Below are 25,170 nucleotides of genomic sequence, written 5' to 3' on the forward strand. Positions count from 1 at the left end.
TCTACGGACTCCTTCGCAAGCTTCTCGGGTGGCTATGGGCACAGTGTAGCAAATGAAGATGACGCCAGAGGCCGGGCTGAAGTCTGGCAGCGAGCCAATTGTTTACGATAAGCTTGAGTTTGGCGCGGTGTGAGCGTCTGGAGCGTACAGACGCATGTCGCGGAGAGCAATCATTATTGGGGCGGGGCCGGCAGGGTTGACTGCGGGCCTCGAGTTGCTGAGACGGTCGGATGTGAAGCCGATTCTTCTGGAGGCGAGCGAGGAGATCGGCGGGATCTCGCGCACTATTAAGTACAAGGGCAACCGGATGGATATCGGGGGCCATCGGTTCTTCTCCAAGAGCGATCGGGTGATGCAGTGGTGGGTGGACCTGATGCCGCCCGATGTGGGAGATGTGGGGTCGGAGCCTGAGATCTCTTACCAAGGGAAGAAGCGGAGGGTGGCGGTGCCTGCGCGCCTGCACGAAGAGCCGGTGCTGCGTGGGGCCGGGCCGATCGATCCCCATGCCGCGGAGGAGGGGGAGGACGAAGCAGAGGATGAGGGATCGGTAGAGATGCTGGTGACTGCGGGCGCGGCCAATCCGGATCTGGTGATGTTGATTCGTCCACGCAAGAGCAGGATCTATTACCTGCGAAAGTTTTTCGATTATCCAATTACGCTGACGGCGACGACGCTAAAGAATCTTGGGCTGGCCAGGACGTTTCGCGTAGGCGCGAGCTATATGAAGTCGAAGGTGAGCCAGATTGCGCCGGAGAAGAGCCTCGAAGACTTTTTGATCAATCGGTTTGGACGGCAGCTCTATCTGACGTTCTTCAAGAGCTATACGGAGAAGGTCTGGGGGACGCCGTGCAATGAGATCTCTGCGGAATGGGGGGCGCAGCGGATCAAAGGTTTGAGCCTGACGACGGCGGTGAAGCACTTCGTGAAAAAGGCCTTTAGCGGGAAGGCAAAGACTGGCGATCTGGCGCAGAAGGGGACGGATACGAGTTTGATTGAACGGTTCATGTATCCGAAGTTTGGGCCTGGGCAGCTTTGGGAGCATGTGGCGGATCTTATTCGCGGAGGGGGCGGCGAGATCCACATGGGGTGGAAGGTGGATCGGATTCATTGTGCTGTGGAAGACGGCGTGAAGCGGGTGGTATCGATCGATGCGGTGAATGCGGCGGGGGAGCGGCAGACGTTTGCGGGAGAGTATTTCTTTTCGACGATGCCGATGCGCGAGCTGGTGGAGGCGCTGGATGCTCCTGTGCCTGAAAATGTGCGGGAGGTAAGCGCGGGGTTGCAGTACCGCGACTTTATTACGGTGGGACTGTTGGTGGACCGGTTGAAGGTGAAGGAGCCGGATGGCGGGCTGCTGAAAGATACGTGGATCTATGTGCAGGAGCCGGATGTGGTACTGGGACGGTTACAGATCTTCAATAACTGGAGTCCGTACCTGGTGGCCGATCCGACGAAGGTGTGGATTGGGCTGGAGTATTTCTGCTATTACACCGATGATCTTTGGAAGATGCCGGACGAAGAGTTGAAGCAGTTTGCGATCGCCGAGGTGGCGAAGATCGGAATTTTGAATGCGGAGGATGTGTCGGACGGGCACGTGGTGCGGGTGCCGAAGACGTACCCGGCTTACTTCGGCACGTATGACCGGTTCGAGGAGCTGCGGGAGTTTACGGATGGATTCGAGAACCTGTTTCTGGTGGGAAGGAACGGGATGCATAAGTACAACAACCAGGACCACAGCATGTTGACGGCGATGACGGCGGTGGATGGTATCGTGGCTGGACACGTCGATAAGGCTGCGCTCTGGGGGATTAATACAGAGCAGGAGTACCACGAGGAGAAATAGGTGCGAAAGATTCTGGTCGTGGGGACGTTGCTGCTGGTGATCTTCGTTGGGGTGTTCCGGCAGAGGATCTTTCTGCGAGATCCGCTGGGGAAGGTGGAGCGGAACGGCGTGGCGGTGGACGGGGCGCGGCTGTTTATAAACTTTACGAACGATGTTCTGGTGGAGGAGCCGGGCGTTGCGCGGCGATACCTGGTACAGAACTGGAGCGGGCTGCCTGGGGTGCCGCAGATTCTGGGGTGCGTGCAGGGGCTGGTGTGCTGGACCGATGCGGACCATGCCTCCGTGTTTCCGCTGGATGGAAGAGGGGCGGGGCCGCATGCGGTGATGAGCGCAAAGGAGGTTACGTTTGCGGACGAGAACGGTGCGCGGGTGCGGGTGGAGTTGAGGTAAAAGAGCTCGTAACCTTTGTCCAAAAGAGGACTCTAACGGTGGGAGCAGACCTTGGCCAGAAAGCCTGCCGTAGTTGCCAGGTCTTGCGAACTGCGCGCGTGCGCGAGGGAGCTTGAATGCCTGAAGAACCAAACAATAGAAGCAAATACGAGGAAGAAGCGACTCCGGCAGATGCGGTTTCTGCTGAGGTAGTTGAGACTTCGGGCGCGCCGCAGGCTGAGTTGCCGGATGAGAAGAAGACCACGGTGAGCGAGCCTGTCACGGCGGAGGTTGCAGCTCCTACTCCGCAACCTGCTGTAGTGCCTGAGGCGGTGAGCGTGATGAGCGCGGCACCTGTGGAGCCGAGTGAGCCGGTTGAGGCGACGATCCGGCTGGAGAAGAAGCATCCGCTGGCGATTCGATGGATGCACTGGGTGAACTTTCCAGTGTTGTTCACTATGATCTGGAGCGGGCTGCTCATCTACTGGAATGACTCGGACAATGCGTACCAGCATCCGCACGCAGTGTACCGGGTGGGCGTGGGTTCGCTGACGGTGGTGCGGTTTTTCCCGCCGTGGTTCTGGAAGTTCATCAATGCGCCTTATCGCGTGACGGAGGGACTGGGGTATCACTTTTTCTTCATGTGGATCTTCGCGATCAACGGGATTTTGTATGTGTCGTATCTGTTGATCTCGGGAGAGTGGCGGGTGCTGGTGCCGGAGCGCAGATCGTTTGTGGACGCGATCCAGGTGACGCTGGTGGACCTGCATCTGCGCAAGGGTTTGCCGCCGCAGAAGAAGTACAACGGGGCGCAGAGGATCGCGTATACGTCGGTGGTCCTGATGGGGCTGGGGTCGCTGGTGACGGGGCTTTCCATCTATAAGCCCACGCAGGTGCACTGGATCACGACACTGCTGGGCGGCTATGAGATGGCGCGGTGGGAGCATTTTCTGCTGACGATTGGCTTCTGCGGGTTCTTCGTGGTGCATGTGGGGCAGGTGATTCTGGCTGGATGGAATAACTTCCGCTCGATGGTGAGCGGTTATGAGATTGTGCCGGCGAAAAAGGCTTCGCTGGACGAGGAGAGGGCGGGATGAGCGACGGACGCGAGGAACGGGAGGAGCAGGAGCAGCGGCGCAAGTGGGAGAAGGAGAAGAAGGATCGCGAGGACGATCTGGAACGTGATTGGGAGCGAGATGGAGACCGGGAGCGAAGGGACTCGCGGGCTGCCGAGGTGGCGGCGCTGGATGCGGCGGTAAGGTCGGAGTCCGGCGTGCGGACGCGACGGAGTTTTCTGATTGCGGCTGCGGCGGCTGCCAGCGGGTATGGGTTTTACCGGTGGCTCGACAACAGCCCCATGAACATGCGGCTGCAGGAGCCGCTGCGGCATATGCTGCGGCTCAATGCGAAGGTGTCGCGGGCGATCTTCGATGAGCGGGGACTGGCGCCGACCTATCCGGTGGCGAAGTCGATGGAGCTGCGGACGAATGGGAACTACGGGTTGAAGATGGATCTGGTGCCGGAGAGCTACCGCCTGCAGATGGTCGGGGTGCAGGGTGCGAAGGAGCATCCGCAGTACGTCGACGATGTGACGGCGTGGGAGTACCAGTACGAGACGAAGAAAGATGCCGGGCCGGTGGAGCACGATACGAAGGTTCGACCGAAGAGCGAGCCTGCGGGGGCCGGGGATGCGACGGCGGATGGCTCGAATAGTGATGCAGGCGCGGGGAATGGTCCGATGATGAATGGCGGTCCGGCGAGTACGATGGTGGGTAGCGGGAAGGGGAGTTTGCAGAAGGTTTCGCCGGAGCTTGAGGCTGCGATGAAGCGGATGAAGAGGAGGCCGCGTGGTCAGGAGGAGGCGGGTATGTCGCGCAGCACGCTGATGCCGGGTACTCCTGGGCTGCTGCTGACAATGGATGCGGTGACGAGCCTGCCACACCGGGAGCTGGTGACGCAGTTCAAGTGCATTGAGGGGTGGAGCCAGATCGTGCACTGGGGCGGATACCGGTTAGCGGATCTTCTTGCGAAGTATCCTCCAGCGAAGAAGGCCGATGGGTCGCTGCCCAAGTATGTCTACATGGAGACGCCGGATGGTGACTACTACTGCGGGTTCAACCTGCAGGCGTGTCTGCATCCGCAGAGTCTGCTGGTGACCGAGATGGCAGGGCGGCCGGTGCCGCAGTGGCATGGCGCACCGATGCGGTTACATATGCCGATCAAGTACGGTTACAAACAGATCAAGCGTATCGGCCTGATTGCTTATACAGACATGCGACCGGACGACTATTGGACCAAGCTGGGGTATGACTGGTACGCAGGGCTTTAGGGAGCTACCGGTACGCTAACGCTGGCAACTTTTGACTTCTGGGCGGCGATCCAGTGGTTGGTGCGCTGTTCGAGCAGGTCTAGCGGGAGTACGCCTGCGCTGAGCATCTCGTCGTGGAAGGCACGGAGATCGAAGTTCGGTCCCAGCTCTCTTTTGGCGCGCTCGCGAAGCTCGATGAACTTGAGCTGGCCGATCTTGTAGGCGAGGGCCTGGCCGGGCCATGCGATGTAGCGGTCGGTTTCGGACTGGATCTCTGGGCCCTGGAGGCTGTCGGTATGCTCGAAGAGTGCGACGACCTGCTCGCGCGTCCAGCCCTGGGAGTGGATGCCGGTATCGACGACGAGGCGGACGGCACGGAAGAGCTCTGAGGAGAGGCGACCGTAGTCGCTGACGGGATCCTGATAGAAGCCTACATCCTTGCCGAGTTGTTCGGCGTAGAGCGCCCAGCCTTCGGTGTAGGCGGTGAATCCGCCGCCGTGGATGCGGAACTGCGGGAGGCCTTTGAGCTGCTGCTGGACGGAGCGCTGCATGTGATGGCCGGGGATGCCTTCGTGGTAGGCGATGGCCTCGTCGTTGATCAGCGAACGGTGTGCGAAGTCGCTGACACCGACGGAGACGCGCCCGGGACGTTTGCAGTCGGGCGTGCCGGTCTGGTAGTGGGTGGCTGCGGCGGCCTGATAGGCGGGGATGGCTTCGACGGTGACCGGGCAGTCGGGCAGAACGGTGAAGAGCTCGGGGAGCTTGGGCTGCATTTGTGCGATGTAGTGGCGGAAGGTATCGAGGATCTCTTCGGAGGAGGTCGGGGTGTACTTGGGATTGGCTTTAATGGAGGCGCGGAAGCTTTCGAGATCCTTGAAGCCTGCCTTGTGGGCGATGGTGGTCATCTCGGCGGTGATGCGGGTGATCTCATCGAGGCCAAGCTGATGGATCTGCGCGGGAGTCATGTCGGTGGTGGTCTGCTCGCGTACGGCTACCTCATAGCGATGTTTGCCATCGGGGAGCGTTGAAACACTGATAGCAGTGCGGCCGTGCGGGGCGTAGTCATTGGCGATGAAGGTGGCGAAGGTGCGGTAGGCGGGCGAGACCTCGGTGTCGACGGTCTGCTGGATTGCCGTGGTGAGGCGCTGGCGATCGGCGTCAGAGAAGGAGGCGGGAATCTTCTTGATGGCGATGAGAAACGGGCTGGTGGCGGCGATGTCTGAGGCCTGGTGGGCGACCTGCTCGAGGAGAAAGCGAGGCGGCATGAGGTTATCTTTGAGTCCGAGGCGAAGAACGTCGGTGGACTGAGCGAGGACGCGGGGAATCTGGTGGAGGCGGGCGATGTAGTCGTCGTAGTGCTGGACGGTATCGAGGGGAACGGCTAACGGCAGATCGGAGAGTGAGGTGTGGATGCCGTTTTGCTGGTTGACGGACATCTCGTAGTTTTTGAGGCCGAAGTCTTCGATGTTCTGCTTGAGCCTGCGCTCCATGAGTTGGTGGGAGAGTAGGTCCTGTTCGGGAAAACCCGTGGCGTCGATAGCAGAGAGTCGGCGCAGGTCGGCCTGATTGTCGGCGTTCTGCTGGACAATGGCAGCCAGGGAGTAGTCGGCGAGCTTGTCGTTGTAGCGATAGTCGCCGACGGCGGTGGCGCGCTCTGGATTTTTCTTAAGGTCGGCCTGGTAGATCTCTTCAAAGAGTGCGTTCTGAGCGGCGATGCGAGTCTCGACGGGGACGGAGCTAGCGTGTGCCCAAGGGGGGAGGGAGGCGCAGAGGGAGGTGGCCAGAACAAGGGTCAGCAGATGAAAGCGCATGGAGGGAGGGTAGCAGATCTGATATCTGATTTCGTTGTGCGCGGGACGAATTTGAAAAAAGGCGGCCGAGTTTTACGTCGCGATGGTGCCCTGATGGAAGACGAGCTGCCAACGGTTGTCGCGGAAGGTCCAGAGAGAGGAGCGGTGGGAGCTGGCTATGGCGGTCTTTGCGCGGTAGGTGGCGAGGACGACATCTTCGGCGAGCTGCGCGATATAGAAGTGATGGATGGTGGCTGGGCGAGCAGAACTTTTTAGAAGGACGTCGATGACCTGTTGTCGGTTGAAGACACGGCCGGAGGTGCAGAACTCTCTGTACTCGTCAGCGAAGAGTGGGATCAGGGTGGTGCGGTCCGACTCCCGGTCGGGGTGGAGGAGGCGCTCTTCCAGCGCGTAGAGGTGATCCTGGAGCTCGGCTTTTTTCATAGAGCTTTTCATGGAATTAAGGCTCTGACTGTTATACGAACGACAGCGCAGAGGGTTTCATTGTGACAGATTCGGCCCTCTCCGGTCGAAGGTATCTGGTTTGCGCGCGAGGGCTACCCGGGGAATCTGCTGGAGATCGTTGATGAAGGAGATTTCATTCCAGCCGGTGAGCAGGTTGGTGAGGGACAGCTGCTGGCCGTGGCCGATCTCCAGCGCCAACAGGCCGTTTGATTTGAGCGCTTTGCCAGCCTCGGGAATGAGGCGGCGATAGATGTCCAGACCGGTTTCGCCGGCGAAGAGTGCGGCTGTGGGTTCGTGCTCGCGAACCTGCGGATGAAGAGAGGAGCGGTCGGACTCCGGAATGTAGGGCGGGTTGCTGAGGATCGCATCGAAGGTTTCGTCAGGGTTGATTGCGGCCAGGAGATCGGAGTGAAGGAAGCGGATGCGGTCCTCTAGGTGGTACAGGCGGGCATTGCGTTCTGCGACGGCAAGGGCTTCATGGGAAAGATCGATGGCTGTGATCTCTGCTAGGGGGAGATGGACGGCGAGCGCGATGGCGATGGCGCCTGATCCCGTGCCGACATCGACCAACTTCAGGGGGCGGTCTGTGGGTAGGAGGTGGAGCACGGCTTCGACGAGGTGCTCAGTCTCAGGGCGAGGGATGAGGACGGCTGGGGTTACGTGAAGTAGAAGGCCGTAGAACTCCTGCTCGCCGGTGATGTATTGAATGGGCTCGAGCTGCAGACGGCGAGCGATGGTGCTTTGATAGAGGGCCTGCTGGCTGGGAGTGAGGATGCTGTCGGGATGAGCGATGAGGGTGACGCGGGAGATTTTGGCGATGTGGAGCAGGAGGAGTTCGGCATCGCGATGGGCGTGCTCGCTAAGGTGTGGGCTGGCAGCCAGTTCGGCGGCGGCAGTGGTGATGGCCTGGCGAAGGGTCATCACTTTTTCAGCCATCGTGAGCAGAAGTATGACGAGAGCTTCGCGAGTTTGCCGGGGGCTGACCTCTCATCCTCTCGCATCGGTTCATCTTAACTCACGCGCATCTACTAAACTGACTGCACGATGGATATCAACGAACTGAACGAACACTATGGCCTGCCGGGAGTCCTGATATTTCGGGCGACGGCGAGCGGCTTGATCCACGCCGACATCACCACGCCGCACGCGAGCGCGACGGTCTATCTGCAAGGCGCGCACCTGACGGCATGGCAGCCTGCGGGGCACCAGGCGGCGATCTTTACCAGCCGCAAGACCGAGCTTGCGCCAGGCAAGGCGATTCGCGGCGGGGTGCCGATTGCGTTTCCGTGGTTCGCAACGCGGCACGATGGAAAGACCGGACCGTCGCATGGCTTCGCGCGAATTCAGGATTGGACGCTTGCCTTTGCGGCGCTGTCCGGCGACGACCTGCATCTTTCATTTACGCTTGGGCCGTCGGACCTGAGCCGCAGCCTGGGATACGATCAGTTCCGCCTTGCATATCAGCTCACCATCGGGCGCACGCTGTCGATGCAGTTGACGGTGGCCAATGATGCGTCGACACCGCTGGTCTTTGAAGAGGCGCTGCATACCTACTACGCAGTCTCGGATATTCACGAGGTGGCGATTGCGGGCCTCGATGGGGTCAGCTACCTCGACAAGGTCGACAATTTTGCGAAGAAGCAGCAGCACGGAGAGATCACGGTGACGGGTCCGACGGATCGTGTTTATCTGGACACCACTGCTACCTGCACGGTGAACGATCATGCGGGGAAGCGCCGCATCATTGTTGCGAAGACCGGCTCGACCACTACCGTGGTGTGGAATCCGTGGGAGTCTGGAGCGGCGAAGCTGGCAGATATGGACCCGACGGAGTGGCATGAGTTCGTCGCGGTGGAGACGGTGAACGCTGCGACGGATGCGATAACGCTTGCGCCAGGTGCTGCGCATACGATGAAGGCGCAGATCGCGGTGGAAGAGATTCGCTCGTGATGCTTCTTCTTGCCTCCGCTTCGCCACGTCGCCATGAACTACTCACGCAGGCGGGACTGACGTTTACCGTTGCGCCTGCCAACCTGAACGAAGATCTGTTGCCGAATGAAGCTGCTGCGGCTTATGTCCAGCGGCTTGCAGAGGAGAAGGCTCAGGCTGTCTGGAATGCTCACAGGTCCTCAGACAGTTTGGACGAGCCGTTGGTCGTACTGGGCGCAGATACCTGCGTGGTGGTCGAGGGACATATCCTGGGCAAGCCAGCCAATGCTGCCGACGCTCGCCGGATGCTGGAGCTGCTGAGCGGGCGCACCCACGCGGTGCTGACTGGTATCGCGGCAGTGACGGCGAAGAAGACGGTTAGAGATCTCGACATTACGCAGGTGACGTTTAATGTGATCACCGACGCGGAGATCGGGCGATATATTGCCAGCGGTGAGCCGCTGGATAAGGCAGGGGCTTACGCGATCCAGGGTTATGCGGCGCGATGGATTCCGCGGATTGAGGGCTGCTACTTCAACGTGGTCGGTCTGCCAATTGCGCGCACGATTGCGTTGCTGGCACAGGCCCAGCTGGATACGCCTGCTGTGGATAAGGTCTCGGAGTAGGTATAGGCGGCTGGCCATTTGGTCATTCGCTGCTGGCGATCATGGCTGCGAGCAGGGCCGTTCGCGGGACCAGATGCTCGATGAGGACGGACTCGTGGGCAGCGTGGGCACCGTCTCCGACTGCGCCCATTCCGTCGAGCGTGGGCACACCGAGGGCAGCGGTGAAGTTGCCGTCCGAGCCGCCTCCGGTGGAGGCCTCTTCAAGGACGAAGCCAAGTTCTGCTGCGAGCGAACGCGCTTTTTTGAAGAGCGCGATGGTTCCCGGTTTTCGCTCCATCGGAGGGCGGTTGATGCCGCCGGTGATAGTGAGTTTGCAGTGTCGATCTGAGACTTTGAGCCGGCGGAAGAGGCGGTCGACGTAGGCGGCGTCGCTGGCCCTGGCGATGCGGACGTCTACCTCGGTGGAAGCGTGCGAAGGGACCACGTTAGAGCGCGTTCCACCAGCGATGACACCACAGTTTACCGTCAGTTTGCGCGGTAGATTTGTGAAGCTGGAGATGGTCTGGACCTGTTTCGCCAGCTCGAGGATGGCGGAGTGGCCGCGCTCAAAGTCAACCCCGCTGTGTGCTCCTACCCCGGTAACCTGCACATTATATTGGCCTACTCCTTTTCGGGAGGTCTTATAGGCGAGCCCCTGAGCAGGCTCCAGGACGAAAACGGCGGATGATTCTTTCGCTAACTTTTCTGTGATCGGACGGGAGATCGTGCTCCCCACTTCTTCGTCACTGTTGAGCAGGAGGGTGACTGGACGAGCTAATTTTAGCTGTTGCAATACCTTGAGGGCGGTGAGCGCCATGACCACGCCTGCCTTCATGTCCAGCACGCCGGGTCCCCAGAGTCGCCCTTCGACCTCGCGGTATGGCATTGTTTTGAGGGTTCCCATGGGCCAGACGGTGTCGAGATGGCCGAGGAGGAGAACTGGCTTCCGTTTGGAGCGGGGTGGACCGAAGCGAAGTTCGAGGACGTCGCCGAACTGGGTCTGTTTGTGGCGCCTGGTACGGGCTCCGAGGTCTTTAGACCAGAGTTCGACGAGTGAGGCGGCGGCGTTAACTGCTTGCGGGACTTCACTTGGAGATTCCTGCTGGACGAGATCCCGGAGGGTGGCGAGGATCCAGTGTCTCTGCTTTTCTACGGCGCTGAGGATCGCTGCGGTTTCCATGGACGGATGTTATAGCAATGAAAGGGATTAGTTTCCGGAGTTCCTGAGGAAAAAAGTAGTCAATTAGTTGGGAGTAATGTGTCTTATTTGCCACATTGAGGGAAACTATTTCCCTTGTAACCTCATGGGTGGTTGCCGGAGACGCTGATTCGTGGCCCTGGAAGCTCACTTTGAGCAGACAATTCGTTCGGAGATAGAGTTCAGTGGCATCGGCTTGCATAGCGGCGCCCCGGTGCTGATGCGACTGGTTCCGGCACCTGCTGGATCGGGTATCGTCTTTCGACGCACCGACTTAGACAATTTTGAAATCGCCGCCATTGGGCGTAATGTGGCGAAGGTAAGCTACGCTACGAGCTTGATGCGGCAGAGCGTTTTGATCTCGACGACGGAGCATTTGTTATCTGCTCTTATCGGCTTCGGCGTGGATAACGTGATCGTCGAAGTGGATAATCTTGAGGTGCCGATCCTGGATGGGAGCGCTTTGCCCTATGTGCAAGCCTTTCATTCTGTTGGGATTAAGCAGCAGAGGCGAAAACGCGAGTACCTGAAGATTCTAAAAGAGGTGGAGGTCCGGGATGGGTCCAAGTTTATTGGGGTCTATCCGGGGTCTGGCTACAGGATTCAGTACACGATCGACTTCCCGCAACCTATTGGTTATGAGACGTTTAAGGGCGATCTGGCGACGGGGGATTACGTTAAATTAATAGCTCCGGCAAGGACGTTTGGGTTCAAAGAAGATGAGGCGATGCTGCGCGATATGGGGCTGATTCGTGGAGTTTCGGATGAAAGCGCTATTATTCTTTCGCGGCAAGGTGTTGAAAATGGGCCACTTCGGTTTGATGATGAGTTTGTGCGACACAAGGTGCTGGACCTGATTGGGGATCTGGCGTTGGCGGGGCGGAGAATCCAGGGCAATGTGGTGGCCGAGCGTGCAGGCCATGCGATGCATACTGCTCTTGTGCAACGACTTATGCGGGACCGGTCGGCGTGGGAGCTAGCCCATGGATACGATGAGGTAGCGGAGCCTGCGGCGGTGGGACTGCTGCAGCCAGCCACGGTTTTGTGATTTTTGTGGTGCAAGCGGGTGGTTTGCCGATGGTGGATGGTGGTGACCACGTGGTGATTTGCGTGGCTGTTGTGCACCGTTTTCTGGCGAGGACGACGTGAGCCATGCTGGCGGCAGTGCGGTTGCGGCGATTGCGCTGGGATCGAACATGGAGTCTTCCTTTGGGGATCGCGAGGCGAACCTGGAGGAGGCGGTGCGGTTGATTCGGCCGCTGGGTGAGGTGACGGCGGTGTCGTCGTTTTATGACACGGAGCCGGTGGGGTTTCTGGAGCAGCCTCGGTTTTTGAATGCGGCTCTGTTGCTGAAGACGGTGGTGGAGCCGTTGGTGTTGTTGCGCGAGTTGCTGATGGTGGAGCGGGTCATGGGGCGAGACCGGGCGCGGGCTGTCGCAAAGGGTCCCCGGGTGATCGATCTGGATCTGCTGTTCTATGTCGATTCTGATGGACGGCAGGTTGTGATGAACTCTGACGAACTGGTGCTGCCGCATCCGGAGATGCAGGAGCGCAGGTTTGTGCTGGAGCCGCTGGAGGAGGTTGCGCCGGAGATGGTGCATCCGGTTCTTGGGTTGACGGTGCGGGAGATGCTGCAAGGGTTGATGTCGCGATTCTTGATTCATTGAGTCTTCGGCTGAGGGGGATCCGTTTTTGGCGTATGAAGCCTGTGGAATCGCCGATCTCGAATGGGATGGGGTTCAAGCCATTGGATATTCGGTAGAGAGTTGCACTCTGCAGTCTTTGGCGCGTTTGAGGAGGATGTCGCGTTCGCGGGTGTTGCGGGTTCGGGTGGCGGCTCGTTCGACTTCGGTGCGGGCTTCCATGGGAAAGAAAAGGTACACTCGATAGATCATCGCGAAGGGGTTGCGCCTCGCGGGAAATCTTCTGATGGAGTACGTCTATGTCGATCAATGCTGGGTTCTGGAGCCGTTTCGAGGAGCGCGTTGCGCCGTTCAACCTTTTGCAGCATCCGTTTTATCAGGCGTGGTCGAAGGGTGAGCTGACGCGCGAGGATCTGCGGGAGTATGCGGCGGAGTACTGGCACCATGTGTCGGCGTTTCCGACCTATTTGAGCGCGCTGCACACGCGGCTGCCGGATGGGGAGATGCGGCGTGAGGTGTTACGCAATCTTGCGGAGGAAGAGGGCGTGGATGCGGCTACGGCTCGTCCGCACAGCGACCTTTGGATGGATTTTGCTGCGGGGATGGGGGCTTCGCGCAGCGAGGTGGAAGGGCGTGCGGTGCAGCCTGAGATGACGGCGCTGATGACGACCTTCCGCGAGCTGATGCAGGAGGAGAAGGCTTCGGCGGCGATGGCTGCGTTGTATGCGTATGAGTCGAAGGTGCCGGCGATTGCTATGACGAAGGCTGAGGGATTGGCGGAGCACTACGGGACGGAAGGCGCTGCGGCGCGTTACTTCACTCTGCACCAGACGGCGGATGTGGCTCATGCCAGCGTTTGGCGGGAGTTGATTGAGAAGCAGCTTGCTGGTTCGCCGGAGGATGAAGAGGTTGTGCTGGCGGCGGGTGAGCGTGCGGCGAAGGCGCTTTGGGTTGCTCTGGATGGTGTGGAGCGGCAGCGGCTGGCTAACTAATTTTCTTAGTTTTTGATGAGAAGGATCAGGCGAAACGCCTGGTCCTTTTCTTTTTTGCTGGTGTAGTGATGCGAGGGCTGGTCCGGTTGACTTCGCTCAGGATGACGGATTGGCGAGGTGAAGTGGTAACGGAGGGAACCGCAGATTCCTCTGCTTCGCTGCGGAATGACAAACAAAAGGACAGGCTACTGCACTGCAAAAGCAGATTCCTTCGTTTCGCTGCGGAATGACAACAAAAGGGTGGGCAACGGCAATGAAACGGCAAAGACAACGGGCTGCGGCAAGTGAGAACTGCAACAACAACGACCAGTGCACAATGACCGCAATAATGATGGCAGGTACAGAAGCAAATACGGGGGTCTCTCCACTGCGGAGCTCACGAGGAGGCTGTGAACTGCTCGGTCGAGATAACGGTTATTTGGTCTGGTGGAGATTATGGACAAGAGCAGTGTTGTTAGAAGCGCATGTACTGGCTGGGTTGGGGCTGGTGCCAGTGGGTTATCTGCTGAAGGGCCTGCGCTAGCGAGTTGACTACGACGGTGGGTTTGCCGCTGCCGAAGCGCTCGATGGATTGTTCGGTGGTCTGATCGGGATCGCTGGAGGAGTTCCAGAGACCGACGATGATGCGGTTGTTGGGGAGATGGGCGCGGACGCGCTGACAGATGGCGCGAGCCTGGCTGAAGGCGAAGGGGGGAAGGGCAGAGATGAAGACGACGGTGTTGGGCTCGGTGGAGAGGGAGTCTAGGATCTCGGTGGAGACGGAGGTGGCAGAGAGGAGGAGGGCCTGGTGGGAGGCGCGCTCGATGAGTTGGACGAGCATGAGGGTGGAGAGTTCGTCGGCCTGATCGCTGACGGAGATGCAGACTACGGCGAAGTCTTCGACCGGATGGTATGGGCGAGCGGTGATGGCGGGCCGGGAGGTTGCGGATTCTTTCTGGTGGTAGTCGGTGAGTTCGGCGACGATTTCGCCGATGCTGAGGAAGAAGAAGTCGGAGCGCTTGTCGTCGAGGTTGCCCTGGTGGCGATCCTGTTCGACGAGAGCCAATGCGGGGATAAGGACTGAGTCGTAGAGCTGGACGAGGGGCTTTCCATCGAGAAAGCGATGGGCGACCGCGCGGGCTTCCTGCAGATCCATGGCGAGGAGACGCTCGTAGAAGAGGGCTTCGGAGGAGAGCTCGGCGTCGGTGCCGAGGAGGGTGTGGAGGAAGGAGAGTTGAGGGACGTGGCGGCCCATGACGACGATGCAGACGGTGAGCGGCGTGGAGAGGATGAGGCCGGGCCATCCCCAGAGGAGCGCCCAGAAGATGGCCATGGCGAGGAGTGCAAGGGAAGAGATGCCGGTGCGGGAGCTGAAGAGCCAGGGCTCGACGAAGTTGGTGGCGGTGAGCTCTAGCGCGAGGAAGAGGCAGAGGATGAGGATGGGTGGCCACCAGGAGGACGAGATGGCGACGGAGACGATGAGCGGCAGGGCGAGGCTGGTGGCGGTGCCGACGTAGGGGACGATGCGGAGGATGCCGGCGAGGACTCCCCAGAGGGTGGCGTCGGGGACGCCGATGAGGAAGAGACCGCCGCCGAAGAGGATGCCGTAGGTGGCATTGACGGCGAGTTGGAAGAGGAGATATTGGCTGATGCGGGTGGCGGCCTCTTGCAGGGCCTGGGTCATGAGATTGATGCGGCCCATGCCGGCGAGGAGGAGGATGCGATGGCGAAGGTCCTCGCGCTTCATGAGGAGGTAGATGGTGAAGACGATGACGACACCGACGGTTCCGATGGGCCGGAGGAAGCGCATGAGGAGTTCGGTGGTGGTTTGAAGCCGGGTGCGCTCGGGATCGATGACGCGGACGGGCTGGACTTGTACCGGTGTTTGCGAGAGCGGCGCGGGGGCGGAGGGCGCGATGTCGCCGCTAATGTCTTCGACTGCGGTGAAGGCTTTTTCGAGAGATTGCTCGGCGGGCGAGTGGACGGTGGCCATCTTGTGCTGGATGTTGAGGCGGTAGGCGGGGAGGGTGCGGGCGACGTTGAGAAGCTGGCGGGCGACGATGTATCCGCCGCTGGAGATGATGAAGAAGGCGAGGATGCCGATGAGCGCGACGGCGAGGACACGAGGGACGCGACGGGCTTCGAGGCGACTGACGGCGGGCGCCAGCAGGAAGGAGAGCGTGAGTGCAAAGGTGAGGGGGATGAGGAGTTCGCGGGCGAAGTAAAGGATGAGGACGATGACCGCGAGTACGAGCACGGGCTCAATGCGGGGGATCTCCGTGGTTCGAGCGCGAGACATGGGAGTAGGACCTCATAGGAGCTGCTGCCGGATGGTGTTTGCTTATGCGGGCAAGAATACATCAAGCGCAGGCGCGTGGAGGGTGTTTGTCCGGAGTGTGGGCTAGACTTTTGATTGCAGAGATTTGCAGGGGGATCGATGGACCGGATGCAGGTGGTCAGCGCGAAAGAACGATTTGTCTTTGGACAAGAGCGACGGAAGCAGATAAAGCGGCTGCACCATGGGACGTGGACGGCGGAGACGCGGCGGGAGAGTCCGCTGAAGCTGCTGGAGGTATCGACGAGGGGAAGGGTTCCGTCGCTGGTGACGCTGAAGAAGGAGCTGATGGCGGCTTCTCCGTTTGGATACTTTCGCGGGGCCGTGCCGGTGATGGCGTATGACCTGTCGCTGATGGCGAATACGGGGATCAGCACTCAGCTTTGCGGGGATGCGCATGTGCGGAACCTGGGAGCGTTTGCGGGGCCGGACGGGCGGCTGGTGTTCGACATCAATGATTTTGACGAGACGATTGTGGCGCCGTTCGAGTGGGATGTGAAGCGGATGGCGACGAGCCTGGTGCTGGCAGGGCGAGCGGCGGGGGCGAAGGATCTGCATTGCAGAGAGTCGACGGCGTTGTTTACGGAGCGGTATCGGACGATGATGCACGTGTTTTCGCGAATGTCTGTGCTGCAGGTAGCAAAGTACCAGGTGCACCGGCTGGGGAATGTGTCGCCGGTGGCGGGCATTTTGAGGATGGCGGAGCGAGCTACGCCGATGCATACCTTGTTGACGTTGACGGAGGAGCAGGGGCAGATTCCTACGGCGAAGAAGAAGGGTGTCAAGGCGACGAAGAGTTCGAAGAGCATCGATAGGCCGCAGCGCGTGTTTCGCACGATTCCCCCGAACCTGAAGAGGCTGACTGGGGCGATGGCGGAGCAGGTGGTTGGATCTCTGACGATGTATGCGGAGAGTCTGCAGCCGGAGCGACGGCACTTTCTGGCACAGTACCGACCGATGGATGTGGCGTTCAAGGTCGTGGGGACGGGGTCGGTGGGTTTGAGAGATTACGTTGTGTTTCTGGAGGGCAATGGGGCGAAGGATCCGTTGTTTTTGCAGATCAAGGAGGAGGTTGCTTCGGCCTATGCTCCTTACGTTGCCGGCGCGCTGAAGGGGCAAGAGAGGAAGCGGCGGCGGGGACAACATGAGGGACAGCGCGTGGTGAATGGGGAGCGCGCGATGCAGCTGCAATCGGATCCGTTTCTGGGCTGGACGACGATGGAGGGCAGGGATTACCTGGTGAGGCAGTTGAACGATCACAAGGCTTCGATTCAGTTGGAGGATCTCAAGTCGGCGGGGCTGCTGGAGTATGCGGGAGTGTGCGGCGAGATGTTGGCGCGGGGGCATGCGAGAGCAGGGGATAGCGCGATGATTGCAGGATACGTGGGGACTTCGACGCGGTTTGATGATGCCGTGGGGAAGTTCGCGGAGTCTTATGCGGATCAAACAGAGGTCGACTGGAAGGAACTGGTGAAATCGATGAAGCCGATGAAGTCCATGAAGACGAAGAGAAAGGAGGGTGCGAAGTAGCGCGTTCTCACAGCGATTGCTGAAAAAGAATCACCGCAGACGAGTGAGGTCTGCGGTGATGGTTGATGCTTCGTGATGTTTCCCTGTGGATGAGAATGTCTGCTTTATTGGATCTCGATTCCGCTCATCTCCGGTTGGTTGACTGCGCCGTTGCTGTAGGTGATGACGATCTGGCCAGAGCTGTTTGCCGTGGCGGTGAACTGCTGGATGTTGGCCTTGTATTGGCCGCCTGCAGTCGCCACGATGTCGAAGTTCGTGAGAACGGGTGTCCCGTTGATGGCGACGTCGAACTCACGCTGACCTGTGGCTGAGAAGTACAGCTCGGCGAAGTGCAGCCTTACGGTGTGCGTGCTGCCTGCGACGAAACCCGGAACCGTATAAGTGAAGGTTCCTTCTCGAGCATCCTGATAAACCGCTACAGGCGCGGGGTTGGTCACTCCTGCCGTCGAGATGGCGTTCGACACCGCATACGTCGAGCCACCGGAGAAGTCGGTGTCCGCGACGAATGGCGATACCGCTGCGCCGCCCGCGTTAATGTCCACGTTCGATGCGCTCGTAGAGCAGGTGCCATTTCCGGCGTACGAGGTGAAGTCGTGAGGAGTACCGGCTGCGGTTGTGGCACCGCCGGTGCTGTTGATGACGTTGCTGATGCCGCCTGAACCGCTCAGCATTACCGTGACCATGTTGGTGAAGTTGATCCCGGAGACATTGGGAGCGAGGATTGCATTGCTTTGAAAGATGGTTACGTTTGGAACGTCGAAGAAGGAGTAGATCCCTAGACCATAGGCACTGTGTGAGCAGACTTTGGATGTGACCTCGTAGGAGGGGTAGCCGTTGGCGCCGTTATAGGTCCAGGAGCTTTGGCTTGGAACGTCGTAGGGATCTTCGCTTTGATAGAAGATGGTCTCGCCGTTGTTGCCGTTCCATTGCACCTGGCTCTGCTGATAGTGTTCGACCGCAAGCCCGAGCGCGGTGACATTGTCGCCGTCGACGATGAGGCCGTGCGAGGCTGTGTTGGTGGTCCAGCCTACACCGGTGCCGTGATCCGCTCGCCACGCCCAGATGTTATCCAGGATGACGTTGTTGCTATCCAGTTCGAGGCTCGTTGTCGCCGTACCCGCCTCTGCGCCGCCGATACGGAAGTACACGTCGCTGATCGAGGTTGGATTGCCGGCATGGCTTACGCGGGTCGCGCCAGCTACTCCAATCTGCATGAGTACGGGGGAGTTGGTCGGCCCGGCATCGATGAGCAGATCTGCAATCTGCACACCATCCACGTCGGCAACAGTGATTGCGGAGGTGCCGCTTTGCGGAATCAACGTCGGGTAGCCTAGACCGAGGACGATGGTCTTCGCGTTGGTGATGCTGATGGGCGCAGTGAGTTTGTAGATGCCCGGTGTAAGGATGAGGTTCTTACCCGAAGAGAGTGCAGAGTTGATCTGCGCGGCAGTGTTGGAGGGCGTGGCGATATAGAAGGTGCTGATGGCGTCGCTATAGCCAGTTCCCAAGCCGCCGTTTGCCGTCCAGTCCACACCGCTCGATGAGGTTTTGACAGTGGGCACGAAGACGTTGTAGTTTCCGCCGCTGTCGATGTAGAGAAAAGGCTTTTCGCGGACTACCGGGGTTGTCGAGAGGATTGTGTTCTTTGGAAAGGTGTTGGAGGGTGCAGTGGTGGTGAACGTGTCGCCCGAGAAGACGAAGTTCCAGACGTTGTCTGTGAACGAGGCCATGGTGCTGTTGCGCGTGTACCACTGTTGCTGGGAGCAGGCGTTGATGCCGTTGTCGACGGTGGTGTCGGCGATGAATCCGCCGCTCGCTTCGCCACAGCTCTGGTTGGTGAGCTCTAAACCGCCGGCGATGTGAACGCGACGGAGCGAGGCGCCCTGGGAGACACCCCAGGTTTCTGTGTCGCCTGAGGGCACGTTGATGCGCAGGTTTTCCATCGAACGCCAGAAGTTCGTCGTCAGGTTGCCGTTGCTGTCGGTGACGTCGAGATACAGACCACCACCATTTAAGACCGTCGAGTCAGGAGTTAGTCCCAGGCCGGCGATGGAGGTGTAGAAGCCTACCTCCTGGCTCACCCCGGAGTATGTGCCTGGTTTGAAGAGAACTGCAGCGCGGCTGCTGCTGAACTGTCCACTGCTTACGTTGGCGTTGGAGATGGAGGCGATGTCTGAATTGATGACAGCGCCGGATACCGTGGGGTCGAAGACGTAAACGTTTGGTCCAAAGATGGTGGAGTTGTACTGTGCGAAGGCTGGAACCGCGAAGCCGCAGAGGGCGGCGCATAGGATGAGGAGGAGCTTGCCGAGTACAGAGGCGGAAGTTCTAAAGAGATGCATGAATAACCTCGTGTTTCAGGATTGAAGTAGCTGGTTTGGCGCAGCAGCCGGACGAGCCGCACCGTTTCTGCAGAACGAGGAGGAAGGAGAGCAAGTCCAAGGGAGGACCAGGACGAGCATGGTGAGTCAGGTTCATCCTGCGGATCTTCGATGGATCCACAGAGCCGAAATCCTGCAGCGCGAACTGCATGGACCCACGAGCGGCGCAAATTATTGCATAGTCGCCACGACCCTGTCGCGATCATTCGCAAGAGGCAGCAAGCAGATGTAGCCGGCCTGGGGAATCGGAAGCAACGGCAGGCTAAGAAGGAGGCTGGGGGCTGGTCTGGAAAGGCGTTCGGGAAGTTGCTGGGTAAGTGAGCTAGCTGGCGGGTTGGGAGTGGCGTGAGGCGTATTGGGCGAGGATGAGGCCGAGGAAGAGCATGAAGGCGGCGACGTAGAAGGGTGCGCCTGGGGTGTGGACGATGGATCCGACGCTGATCGATCTGCTGAAGATGTAGGTGAAGAAGGCAGGGCCAACGAGGCCGGCGATGCCACGGAGGCTGTTGATGGCTCCCTGGAGTTGGCCCTGTTCGGAGGGGCTGGTCTTGCGGGAGAGGATGCTCTGCGCGGAAGGCCAGGTGAAGGACATGAGGTTGAGGACGGGGATGCCGAGCCAGAGGAGAAGGCCGGTTTTGGAGTAGCCGATCATGCAGTAGCCGATGGCTCCGCCGATGAGGCCGAAGGTCATGGCGCCGCGCTCGCCTAATTTTGCGATCACGGGTTTTATGAGGAGCGCGCCGTAGATGGCGGTAAAGATGCCGACAGCGGCGAGGGAGAGGCCTACAGTGCGGTCGGTCCAGTGATAGCGGTAGTCGGCGTAGATGACGTAGACGTTCATCAGAACCTGCTGGGCGATGTATCCGAGGAGCAGGACGCCGGAGATGGCGAGCATGCCACCGCGGTTGAGGAGGTTGAGGGAGCCGACGGGGTTGGCGCGAGCCCAGGAGAATGGGCTGCGGTTGGCGAGGGCGAGGGACTCGGGCAGGACGAAGAGGCCGTAGAGACCGTTGATGAGGCTGAGGCCGCCAGCGACCCAGAAGGGTAGGCGCGGGTTGATGTTGCCGAGAAGTCCTCCCATGGCAGGACCGAGGATGAAGCCGATGCCGAAGGCTGCGTTCAACATGCCGAAGGCTGCGGCGCGGCGCTCGCGTGGGGTGACGTCGGCCATGTAGGCCATGGCGGTGGGGATGCTGGAGGCGGTGAGTCCGGAGATGACGCGGCCTACGAAGAGCCAGCTGAGCGCGGGGGCCCAGGCCATAAGGATGTAGTCGAGGCCGAGGCCGAAGTTGGAGAGCAGGACGACGGGGCGGCGGCCGAAGCGGTCTGAGAGAGAGCCGAGGATGGGTGAGAAGAAGAACTGCATGGCGGCGAAGACGGTGCCGAAGAGGCCGAGCATCTTGGCGGCGTTGGAGGTGTCGCCATGGAGGAAGCCTTCGATGAGGCGAGGAAGAACCGGGGCGATCATGCCGAGTGCGAGCATGTCGAGGGTGACGGTGAAGAAGATGAAGGTGGCGGCAGCGCGGCGACCTGCGGGCGGGTTGGGCAGGAGCGCGGTGTCGGGGGATACGAACTCCGGCTCGGTGATGAGCGGGTCTGGGGATCCGACCGGTGACTGCGGGTTTTGCGGGGGTTCGGTCATGCGATTGACGGCTAGTCTACGCGAATTTTGTGTAAGGTCTTGGATATTTCGGCCGCGAATCCGGGTGCCCGCGTCCTGTTGGGTTGCGATCTCGTCTGTATTGAGAGCGGGCGTGATTTGCCGAGCTTCGGCGCGTGTTCGTGCTTTACTGGGTGCGCTGCTCACTCCCCGGACAACGTGAGGAACAAGAATTGGTGCAGGTTGTCGTGAGAGTGACGGTGCTGGGTTGTTTTTTGGCGGCGGGGATTTCGCTCGCTCAGAGCTCGGGCTCGGCGCGGCATGTGGTGGAGACGATGCTGGGCCATGAGAACGATCCGTCGGAGCATCGCAATAGATATTTGTATCTGTCGGAGGAGCGTTCGGACCGGACGGGTGGTCATCTGTGGCGGGAGCGTGTGGTGGAGACTGCGCTGGGCAAGGTGAGACTGTTGCTGGAGGAGGACGGCAAGCCTCTGAGCGCGGATCGCGCGGCGGCGGAGAGACAAAAGCTGTCGCAGATTGCGGCGCACCCGGAGGAGTTTCAGCGGCGGGAGCAGACAACACAGAGTGACGAGGAGCATGCCGAGCAGATGCTGGCGCTGCTGCGGAAGGCGTTTTTGTTTGGGGATCCGCAGGTGATGGGGAACGATCTGCAGATTGCGTTTCATCCTGACCCGGCTTACAAGACGCAGTCGCTGGAGGAGCGTGTGCTGCATGCGATGTCGGGAACAATCCTGGTGGACCAAAGGACGATGCAGTTGCATCGCATTGAAGGAAAGATGCCGACCGATGTGAGTATTGGGTTCGGGTTGCTAGGGACGGTGCATGCGGGTAGCAGCTTCAGCACGGCGCATGAGATGGAGCCGGGTGGCGATTGGAAGGACGCCATGGTGAACACCGCGATCGACGGGAAGGCGATGTTGTTTAAAGAGATCGGCAGAAATGAGCATGTGGCTCATAGCGAGTTTCAACAGCTGCGGCAGGATCTGAGTCTTGCGCAGGCCGTGGCGCTCGTGGAGCGGTGAGACAGGCTGGCGCTTCCGACAACTGCGGGAAAAAGGTCTGCTAGACTGCGTGTCATGCGATATCACATGTTACGCGCTGGACTTTGTCTGCTGCCTTTGTGTGCTTTGACAACCATTGGGTTCGGTCAGAAGAGGCCTATGGTGCTCGATGACCTGGCGAAGCTGATGAACGTAGGTGGGCCGCAGGTTTCGCCCGATGGCAAGTGGGTTGCGTATACGACCTCGAAGGTCGACGTGGGCGAGGACAAGAGCGTCTCCGAGCTGTGGATGGTGAGCTGGGACGGGTCTCAGGATGTGCAGTTGACGTATGGGCCGGAGGGTGCCGGGTCGCCACGATGGAGCCCGGATGGCGAGTGGCTGGCGTTTACTTCGTCGCGGCCGGGGAAGGCGAAGGGATCGCAGGTGTGGCTGCTGGACCGGCGCGGGGGCGAGGCTCACCAGTTGACGGAGGTAAAGGAAGACCTGGAGGACTACCGATGGTCGCCGGACTCGAGGCAGCTGCTGTTGACGCTGAGAGCGAAGGAAGAGCCGGAGCCGGAGAAGGGCGCGAAGCCTGTGCCGCCCAAGCCGATCGTGATCGATCGCTACCACTTCAAGCAGGATGTTCAGGGGTATCTGTCGGATAAGCGCGAGCATCTTTTTCTGTTCGAGATTGCGACGAAGAAGCTTACGCGCGTGATCGGCGATGAGAAGACGGAGGACAAGTTCGACGAGCGACAGGCGGAGTGGTCGCCGGATGGGAAGTTGATTGCGTTTGTGAGCAACCAGGAGGGGCCTGATCCGGACCGGTCGAATAACTCCGATGTGTTTGTTGTGGAGGCGAAGGGCGGGTCGGTTGCGAAGAAGCTGACCAGCTTTACCGGGGTGGATGGTGGTCCGCTGGCGTGGAGCCCGGACAGTAAGAGGATTGTGTATCGGCAGGGAGTCTCGCCGAGGTACTCGATCTACGATATGCAGCGGCTGGCAGTGGTTTCGGCCGCGGACGGCGTACCGGAGGTGTTGCCGGCTACTGCGGAGATGTTGACGGGAGCGCCGGTGCTTGCGGCTGATGGGAAGTCTGTGCTGACGACGATCACTGAGGATCGTGTGGATTATCTGGCGGAGGTGCCACTGTCGGGTAAGGCCGTGAAGCGGCTGACAGCGGAGAAGGGATCCGTCGGGGCTGTCTCTGCCGGGGCCGGGCATGTTGCGGTGGTGTGGACGACCGATGTGACCGCGCCTGAGATCTATGCGGTGGATGGGAAGTCGCTGCGCAAGCTGACAGCGCACAACGACGCGCTGCTGGCGCAGTTGAATTTAGTTGCTGCGGAAGATCTATCGGCGAAGGCTTCTGATGGGAGCGAGGTGCATAGTCTGCTGACGATGCCAGTCGGGTATGCTGCGGGTGCGAAGGCTCCGATGCTGCTGTGGATTCATGGTGGGCCTACGTCGCAGGACTCGCATCGCTTTGCTGTAGACAGGCAGCTGATAGCGGCGCATGGTTTTGCGGTTCTGCAGGTGAACTATCGCGGGAGCACGGGGCGTGGGCATGACTATAGCTTGGCGATCAATGCAGACTGGGGCGATAAGGAGGTGAAGGATTTGCTGGCCGCTGTCGACGGTGCCGTGGCTACGGGAAAGATCGACGCGGACCGCATGGGAGTTGGCGGATGGAGCTATGGTGGGATTTTGACCGACTACACGATTGCTTCGACGACACGGTTCAAGGCGGCTTCGAGTGGTGCGGGGACGGCGAACCTGTTGGGGATGTATGGGGTGGATGAGTACATTCTGCAGTATGACAATGAACTGCAGCCGCCGTGGAAGAACGTCGAGCCTTATCTGAAGCTGTCGTATCCGTTTTTGCATGCGGATAAGATTGTGACGCCTACGTTGTTTATGGGTGGGGATAAAGATTTCAACGTGACGCTGGTGGGCGGCGAGCAGATGTACCAGGCGTTAAAGAGCGTGGGGACGACTGCGGAGCTGGTTGTGTATCCAGGGCAGTTTCATGGTTTCACGCGGCCTAGTTTTATTCGGGACAGATACCAGAGGTGGTTTGACTGGTATGACAAATACCTGGGAATGCCCCCTACGGCAAAGGCCGTGGGTGCTGTTCCTGCGGCTAAGTGATGGCTTAGGCTGCGGCGATGTGCTGGATGAGATTTGTCTGCTCTCGTTTGGTTTCGGCGCCGATGGTGAAGGCGTCAAGAACACCCGTGCCTAAGGCATAGCGGATAGCTTCAGCTGGTTTGTCGCGGAGATCGCCCTGGCCAAGGATCTTCATGCCGACGATTCCCTTTCCCTGGGCGCGCATCTGCTTGATGATGCTGATTACGGTTGCGGGGTCGGCGTCCATGTGGGAGCCGATGGGGTTGAGGCGGACGAGATCGACTTCGACCCAGGGCGATGCGGCAGCGGCTCGGAGCGCGGAGAGGCTGTGGCAGGAGACGCCGTGGGCGCGGACGATGCCCTTCTGTTTGGCTTCGGAGAGAACGTCCATGACGCCGCGATAGCGTGTGGTCCAGTCGCTCTCGGTGACGCAGTGGATGAGGACGATGTCGATATAGTCGACGCCGAGCTCTTTACGGAAGCGGTCGAGGTCGGCGCGGACACCGGCTGGGTCGCGAGTGTCGGTCTTGGTGAGGACGGTGACTTTGTCGCGGGGGATGTGCTTGAGGGCTTCGGCGACGTAGGGATGGCTGCCGTAGGAGTCGGCGGAGTCGAAGAAGCGGAGGCCGTTGTCGTTGTAGCCGTCGAGGAGGAGCCTGGTTAGCGGAGATGTGCCGAGACGGGTCTGGTTGGAGGAGCCACCAAAGCCGATAGTGCCGGTTCCCATGGCTAACCGGCTTGTACGAATGCCAGTTTTGCCTAGGACGATTTCGTCCTGGGCGCGGAACTTTTGCGGAAGAGGGTCTGGTTCGAACAGGGCGGCACGAGCGATGGCGGACCGAGTGAGAAGGGCGGCTCCGACGGTGCGGGTGGAGCGGCGAAGGAAGTCTCTCCTTAGCATGGCGCGATCTCCTTGGAGGTTAGACTACCTCGATTTGCTTTGGGGAGCAGGTGCGTGGTTCGATGCGCTTTGATAGCCTCGAACCGTGTTGTCCTGCCGGACGGGCCCACTGCGCGTGGGGCGGGCGTTGGCACGCCTTTTTAGAGCTTCGCGTGTTCCTCCCGT

General features: G+C 59.9%; 21 protein-coding genes. 12 read left to right on the forward strand and 9 right to left on the reverse strand.

Annotation, left to right across the window (positions count from 1 at the left end; all coding sequences use genetic code 11):
• Positions 1-154 precede the first annotated feature (154 nt).
• The 4 genes from GSQ94_RS04915 to GSQ94_RS04930 all read left to right on the forward strand — a co-directional run bounded on the left by GSQ94_RS04915 (position 155) and on the right by GSQ94_RS04930 (position 4,541).
• Entirely contained in the window at positions 155-1,843 is a 1,689-nt protein-coding gene (locus GSQ94_RS04915) for an NAD(P)/FAD-dependent oxidoreductase (RefSeq protein WP_158942196.1), read from the forward strand.
• Positions 1,844-2,233, forward strand: a complete 390-nt coding sequence (locus GSQ94_RS04920; RefSeq protein WP_158942197.1) for a hypothetical protein — start codon at positions 1,844-1,846, stop codon at positions 2,231-2,233.
• 116 nt (positions 2,234-2,349) lie between these two features.
• Positions 2,350-3,309, forward strand: a complete 960-nt coding sequence (locus GSQ94_RS04925; RefSeq protein WP_158942198.1) for a cytochrome b/b6 domain-containing protein — start codon at positions 2,350-2,352, stop codon at positions 3,307-3,309.
• On the forward strand, positions 3,306-4,541 hold the full coding sequence (locus tag GSQ94_RS04930; RefSeq protein ID WP_158942199.1) for a molybdopterin-dependent oxidoreductase: 1,236 nt from the start codon (positions 3,306-3,308) through the stop codon (positions 4,539-4,541). Before GSQ94_RS04925 ends, GSQ94_RS04930 begins: the two co-directional genes overlap by 4 nt.
• Here the strand turns inward: GSQ94_RS04930 and GSQ94_RS04935 are convergent.
• The 3 genes from GSQ94_RS04935 to prmC form a co-directional block, all read right to left on the reverse strand.
• Positions 4,538-6,331, reverse strand: a complete 1,794-nt coding sequence (locus GSQ94_RS04935; RefSeq protein WP_158942200.1) for a DUF885 family protein — start codon at positions 6,329-6,331, stop codon at positions 4,538-4,540. The two genes, GSQ94_RS04930 and GSQ94_RS04935, sit on opposite strands and share 4 nt — an antisense overlap.
• Before the next feature lie 72 nt (positions 6,332-6,403).
• Positions 6,404-6,754, reverse strand: a complete 351-nt coding sequence (locus GSQ94_RS04940; RefSeq protein ID WP_158942201.1) for a DUF4440 domain-containing protein — start codon at positions 6,752-6,754, stop codon at positions 6,404-6,406.
• Positions 6,755-6,811: 57 nt separating this feature from the next.
• Positions 6,812-7,696, reverse strand: coding sequence for a peptide chain release factor N(5)-glutamine methyltransferase (gene prmC, locus GSQ94_RS04945; protein WP_158942202.1), 885 nt, complete (start codon positions 7,694-7,696; stop codon positions 6,812-6,814).
• Between the two features lie 123 nt (positions 7,697-7,819).
• Here prmC and GSQ94_RS04950 point away from each other — a divergent pair, with 123 nt between their 5' ends.
• Together GSQ94_RS04950 and GSQ94_RS04955 are read left to right on the forward strand one after the other, a co-directional pair.
• A complete protein-coding gene (locus GSQ94_RS04950; protein ID WP_158942203.1) occupies positions 7,820-8,725 on the forward strand; it encodes a D-hexose-6-phosphate mutarotase in 906 nt (301 codons plus the stop codon).
• A complete protein-coding gene (locus GSQ94_RS04955; protein WP_158942511.1) occupies positions 8,725-9,330 on the forward strand; it encodes a nucleoside triphosphate pyrophosphatase in 606 nt (201 codons plus the stop codon). The genes GSQ94_RS04950 and GSQ94_RS04955 overlap by 1 nt, the downstream gene beginning before the upstream one ends.
• 22 nt (positions 9,331-9,352) lie before the next feature.
• Here GSQ94_RS04955 and GSQ94_RS04960 read toward each other — a convergent pair whose 3' ends face one another.
• The gene (locus tag GSQ94_RS04960) at positions 9,353-10,489 is read right to left on the reverse strand and encodes a M20 family metallopeptidase (RefSeq protein WP_158942204.1); all 1,137 of its coding nucleotides are present in this window, start codon (positions 10,487-10,489) and stop codon (positions 9,353-9,355) included.
• Positions 10,490-10,640: 151 nt separating this feature from the next.
• Between GSQ94_RS04960 and lpxC the strand changes: the two genes are divergently transcribed.
• On the forward strand, positions 10,641-11,555 hold the full coding sequence (gene lpxC, locus GSQ94_RS04965) for a UDP-3-O-acyl-N-acetylglucosamine deacetylase (protein WP_158942205.1): 915 nt from the start codon (positions 10,641-10,643) through the stop codon (positions 11,553-11,555).
• Between the two features lie 97 nt (positions 11,556-11,652).
• On the forward strand, positions 11,653-12,174 hold the full coding sequence (folK, locus tag GSQ94_RS04970; protein ID WP_254063657.1) for a 2-amino-4-hydroxy-6-hydroxymethyldihydropteridine diphosphokinase: 522 nt from the start codon (positions 11,653-11,655) through the stop codon (positions 12,172-12,174).
• A gap of 72 nt (positions 12,175-12,246) precedes the next feature.
• Here folK and GSQ94_RS04975 read toward each other — a convergent pair whose 3' ends face one another.
• Positions 12,247-12,402 carry a hypothetical protein gene (locus tag GSQ94_RS04975; protein WP_158942206.1) on the reverse strand — a complete coding sequence of 52 codons (156 nt, stop codon included), beginning with the start codon at positions 12,400-12,402 and terminating at the stop codon, positions 12,247-12,249.
• Between the two features lie 47 nt (positions 12,403-12,449).
• Between GSQ94_RS04975 and GSQ94_RS04980 the strand changes: the two genes are divergently transcribed.
• Positions 12,450-13,142: a CADD family putative folate metabolism protein gene (locus GSQ94_RS04980; RefSeq protein WP_158942207.1), complete on the forward strand. Its 693-nt coding sequence runs from the start codon at positions 12,450-12,452 to the stop codon at positions 13,140-13,142.
• 454 nt (positions 13,143-13,596) lie between these two features.
• Here GSQ94_RS04980 and GSQ94_RS04985 read toward each other — a convergent pair whose 3' ends face one another.
• Positions 13,597-15,420, reverse strand: coding sequence for an AI-2E family transporter (locus GSQ94_RS04985; protein WP_158942208.1), 1,824 nt, complete (start codon positions 15,418-15,420; stop codon positions 13,597-13,599).
• 138 nt (positions 15,421-15,558) lie between these two features.
• Between GSQ94_RS04985 and GSQ94_RS04990 the strand changes: the two genes are divergently transcribed.
• Positions 15,559-16,986, forward strand: a complete 1,428-nt coding sequence (locus GSQ94_RS04990; RefSeq protein ID WP_254063658.1) for a DUF2252 domain-containing protein — start codon at positions 15,559-15,561, stop codon at positions 16,984-16,986.
• A gap of 104 nt (positions 16,987-17,090) precedes the next feature.
• On the opposite strand, the gene GSQ94_RS04995 is transcribed toward GSQ94_RS04990, so the two are convergent.
• Together GSQ94_RS04995 and GSQ94_RS05000 are read right to left on the reverse strand one after the other, a co-directional pair.
• A complete protein-coding gene (locus GSQ94_RS04995; protein ID WP_158942209.1) occupies positions 17,091-19,328 on the reverse strand; it encodes a malectin domain-containing carbohydrate-binding protein in 2,238 nt (745 codons plus the stop codon).
• Between the two features lie 361 nt (positions 19,329-19,689).
• Positions 19,690-21,009: a TCR/Tet family MFS transporter gene (locus tag GSQ94_RS05000; RefSeq protein ID WP_158942210.1), complete on the reverse strand. Its 1,320-nt coding sequence runs from the start codon at positions 21,007-21,009 to the stop codon at positions 19,690-19,692.
• Between the two features lie 194 nt (positions 21,010-21,203).
• Between GSQ94_RS05000 and GSQ94_RS05005 the strand changes: the two genes are divergently transcribed.
• Positions 21,204-22,013, forward strand: coding sequence for a hypothetical protein (locus tag GSQ94_RS05005; protein WP_158942211.1), 810 nt, complete (start codon positions 21,204-21,206; stop codon positions 22,011-22,013).
• Positions 22,014-22,151: 138 nt separating this feature from the next.
• On the forward strand, positions 22,152-24,125 hold the full coding sequence (locus tag GSQ94_RS05010; protein WP_158942212.1) for a S9 family peptidase: 1,974 nt from the start codon (positions 22,152-22,154) through the stop codon (positions 24,123-24,125).
• A gap of 4 nt (positions 24,126-24,129) precedes the next feature.
• Here GSQ94_RS05010 and GSQ94_RS05015 read toward each other — a convergent pair whose 3' ends face one another.
• Complete coding sequence (locus tag GSQ94_RS05015; RefSeq protein ID WP_158942213.1) at positions 24,130-25,005, reverse strand: aldo/keto reductase; 876 nt, start codon at positions 25,003-25,005, stop codon at positions 24,130-24,132.
• Positions 25,006-25,170: the final 165 nt, after the last annotated feature.

Origin of the sequence: Granulicella sp. S190, from assembly GCF_009766095.1 — a bacterium.
Taxonomy (GTDB): Bacteria; Acidobacteriota; Terriglobia; order Terriglobales; family Acidobacteriaceae; genus Edaphobacter.

Bases quoted from the DNA above. Each gene is read 5' to 3' on its own strand.
- GSQ94_RS04930 (WP_158942199.1), top strand. From the start codon at position 3,306: ATGAGCGACGGACGCGAGGAACGGGAGGAGCAGGAGCAGCGGCGCAAG.
- GSQ94_RS04975 (WP_158942206.1), bottom strand. From the start codon at position 12,402: ATGATCTATCGAGTGTACCTTTTCTTTCCCATGGAAGCCCGCACCGAA.
- GSQ94_RS04925 (WP_158942198.1), top strand. From the start codon at position 2,350: ATGCCTGAAGAACCAAACAATAGAAGCAAATACGAGGAAGAAGCGACT.
- prmC (WP_158942202.1), bottom strand. From the start codon at position 7,696: ATGACCCTTCGCCAGGCCATCACCACTGCCGCCGCCGAACTGGCTGCC.
- GSQ94_RS05000 (WP_158942210.1), bottom strand. From the start codon at position 21,009: ATGACCGAACCCCCGCAAAACCCGCAGTCACCGGTCGGATCCCCAGAC.
- GSQ94_RS04995 (WP_158942209.1), bottom strand. From the start codon at position 19,328: ATGCATCTCTTTAGAACTTCCGCCTCTGTACTCGGCAAGCTCCTCCTC.
- GSQ94_RS04940 (WP_158942201.1), bottom strand. From the start codon at position 6,754: ATGAAAAAAGCCGAGCTCCAGGATCACCTCTACGCGCTGGAAGAGCGC.
- GSQ94_RS04915 (WP_158942196.1), top strand. From the start codon at position 155: ATGTCGCGGAGAGCAATCATTATTGGGGCGGGGCCGGCAGGGTTGACT.
- GSQ94_RS04950 (WP_158942203.1), top strand. From the start codon at position 7,820: ATGGATATCAACGAACTGAACGAACACTATGGCCTGCCGGGAGTCCTG.
- GSQ94_RS05010 (WP_158942212.1), top strand. From the start codon at position 22,152: ATGGTGCTCGATGACCTGGCGAAGCTGATGAACGTAGGTGGGCCGCAG.
- GSQ94_RS04960 (WP_158942204.1), bottom strand. From the start codon at position 10,489: ATGGAAACCGCAGCGATCCTCAGCGCCGTAGAAAAGCAGAGACACTGG.
- GSQ94_RS04935 (WP_158942200.1), bottom strand. From the start codon at position 6,331: ATGCGCTTTCATCTGCTGACCCTTGTTCTGGCCACCTCCCTCTGCGCC.
- GSQ94_RS04990 (WP_254063658.1), top strand. From the start codon at position 15,559: ATGGACCGGATGCAGGTGGTCAGCGCGAAAGAACGATTTGTCTTTGGA.
- GSQ94_RS04985 (WP_158942208.1), bottom strand. From the start codon at position 15,420: ATGTCTCGCGCTCGAACCACGGAGATCCCCCGCATTGAGCCCGTGCTC.
- GSQ94_RS05015 (WP_158942213.1), bottom strand. From the start codon at position 25,005: ATGCTAAGGAGAGACTTCCTTCGCCGCTCCACCCGCACCGTCGGAGCC.
- GSQ94_RS04980 (WP_158942207.1), top strand. From the start codon at position 12,450: ATGTCGATCAATGCTGGGTTCTGGAGCCGTTTCGAGGAGCGCGTTGCG.
- GSQ94_RS04955 (WP_158942511.1), top strand. From the start codon at position 8,725: ATGCTTCTTCTTGCCTCCGCTTCGCCACGTCGCCATGAACTACTCACG.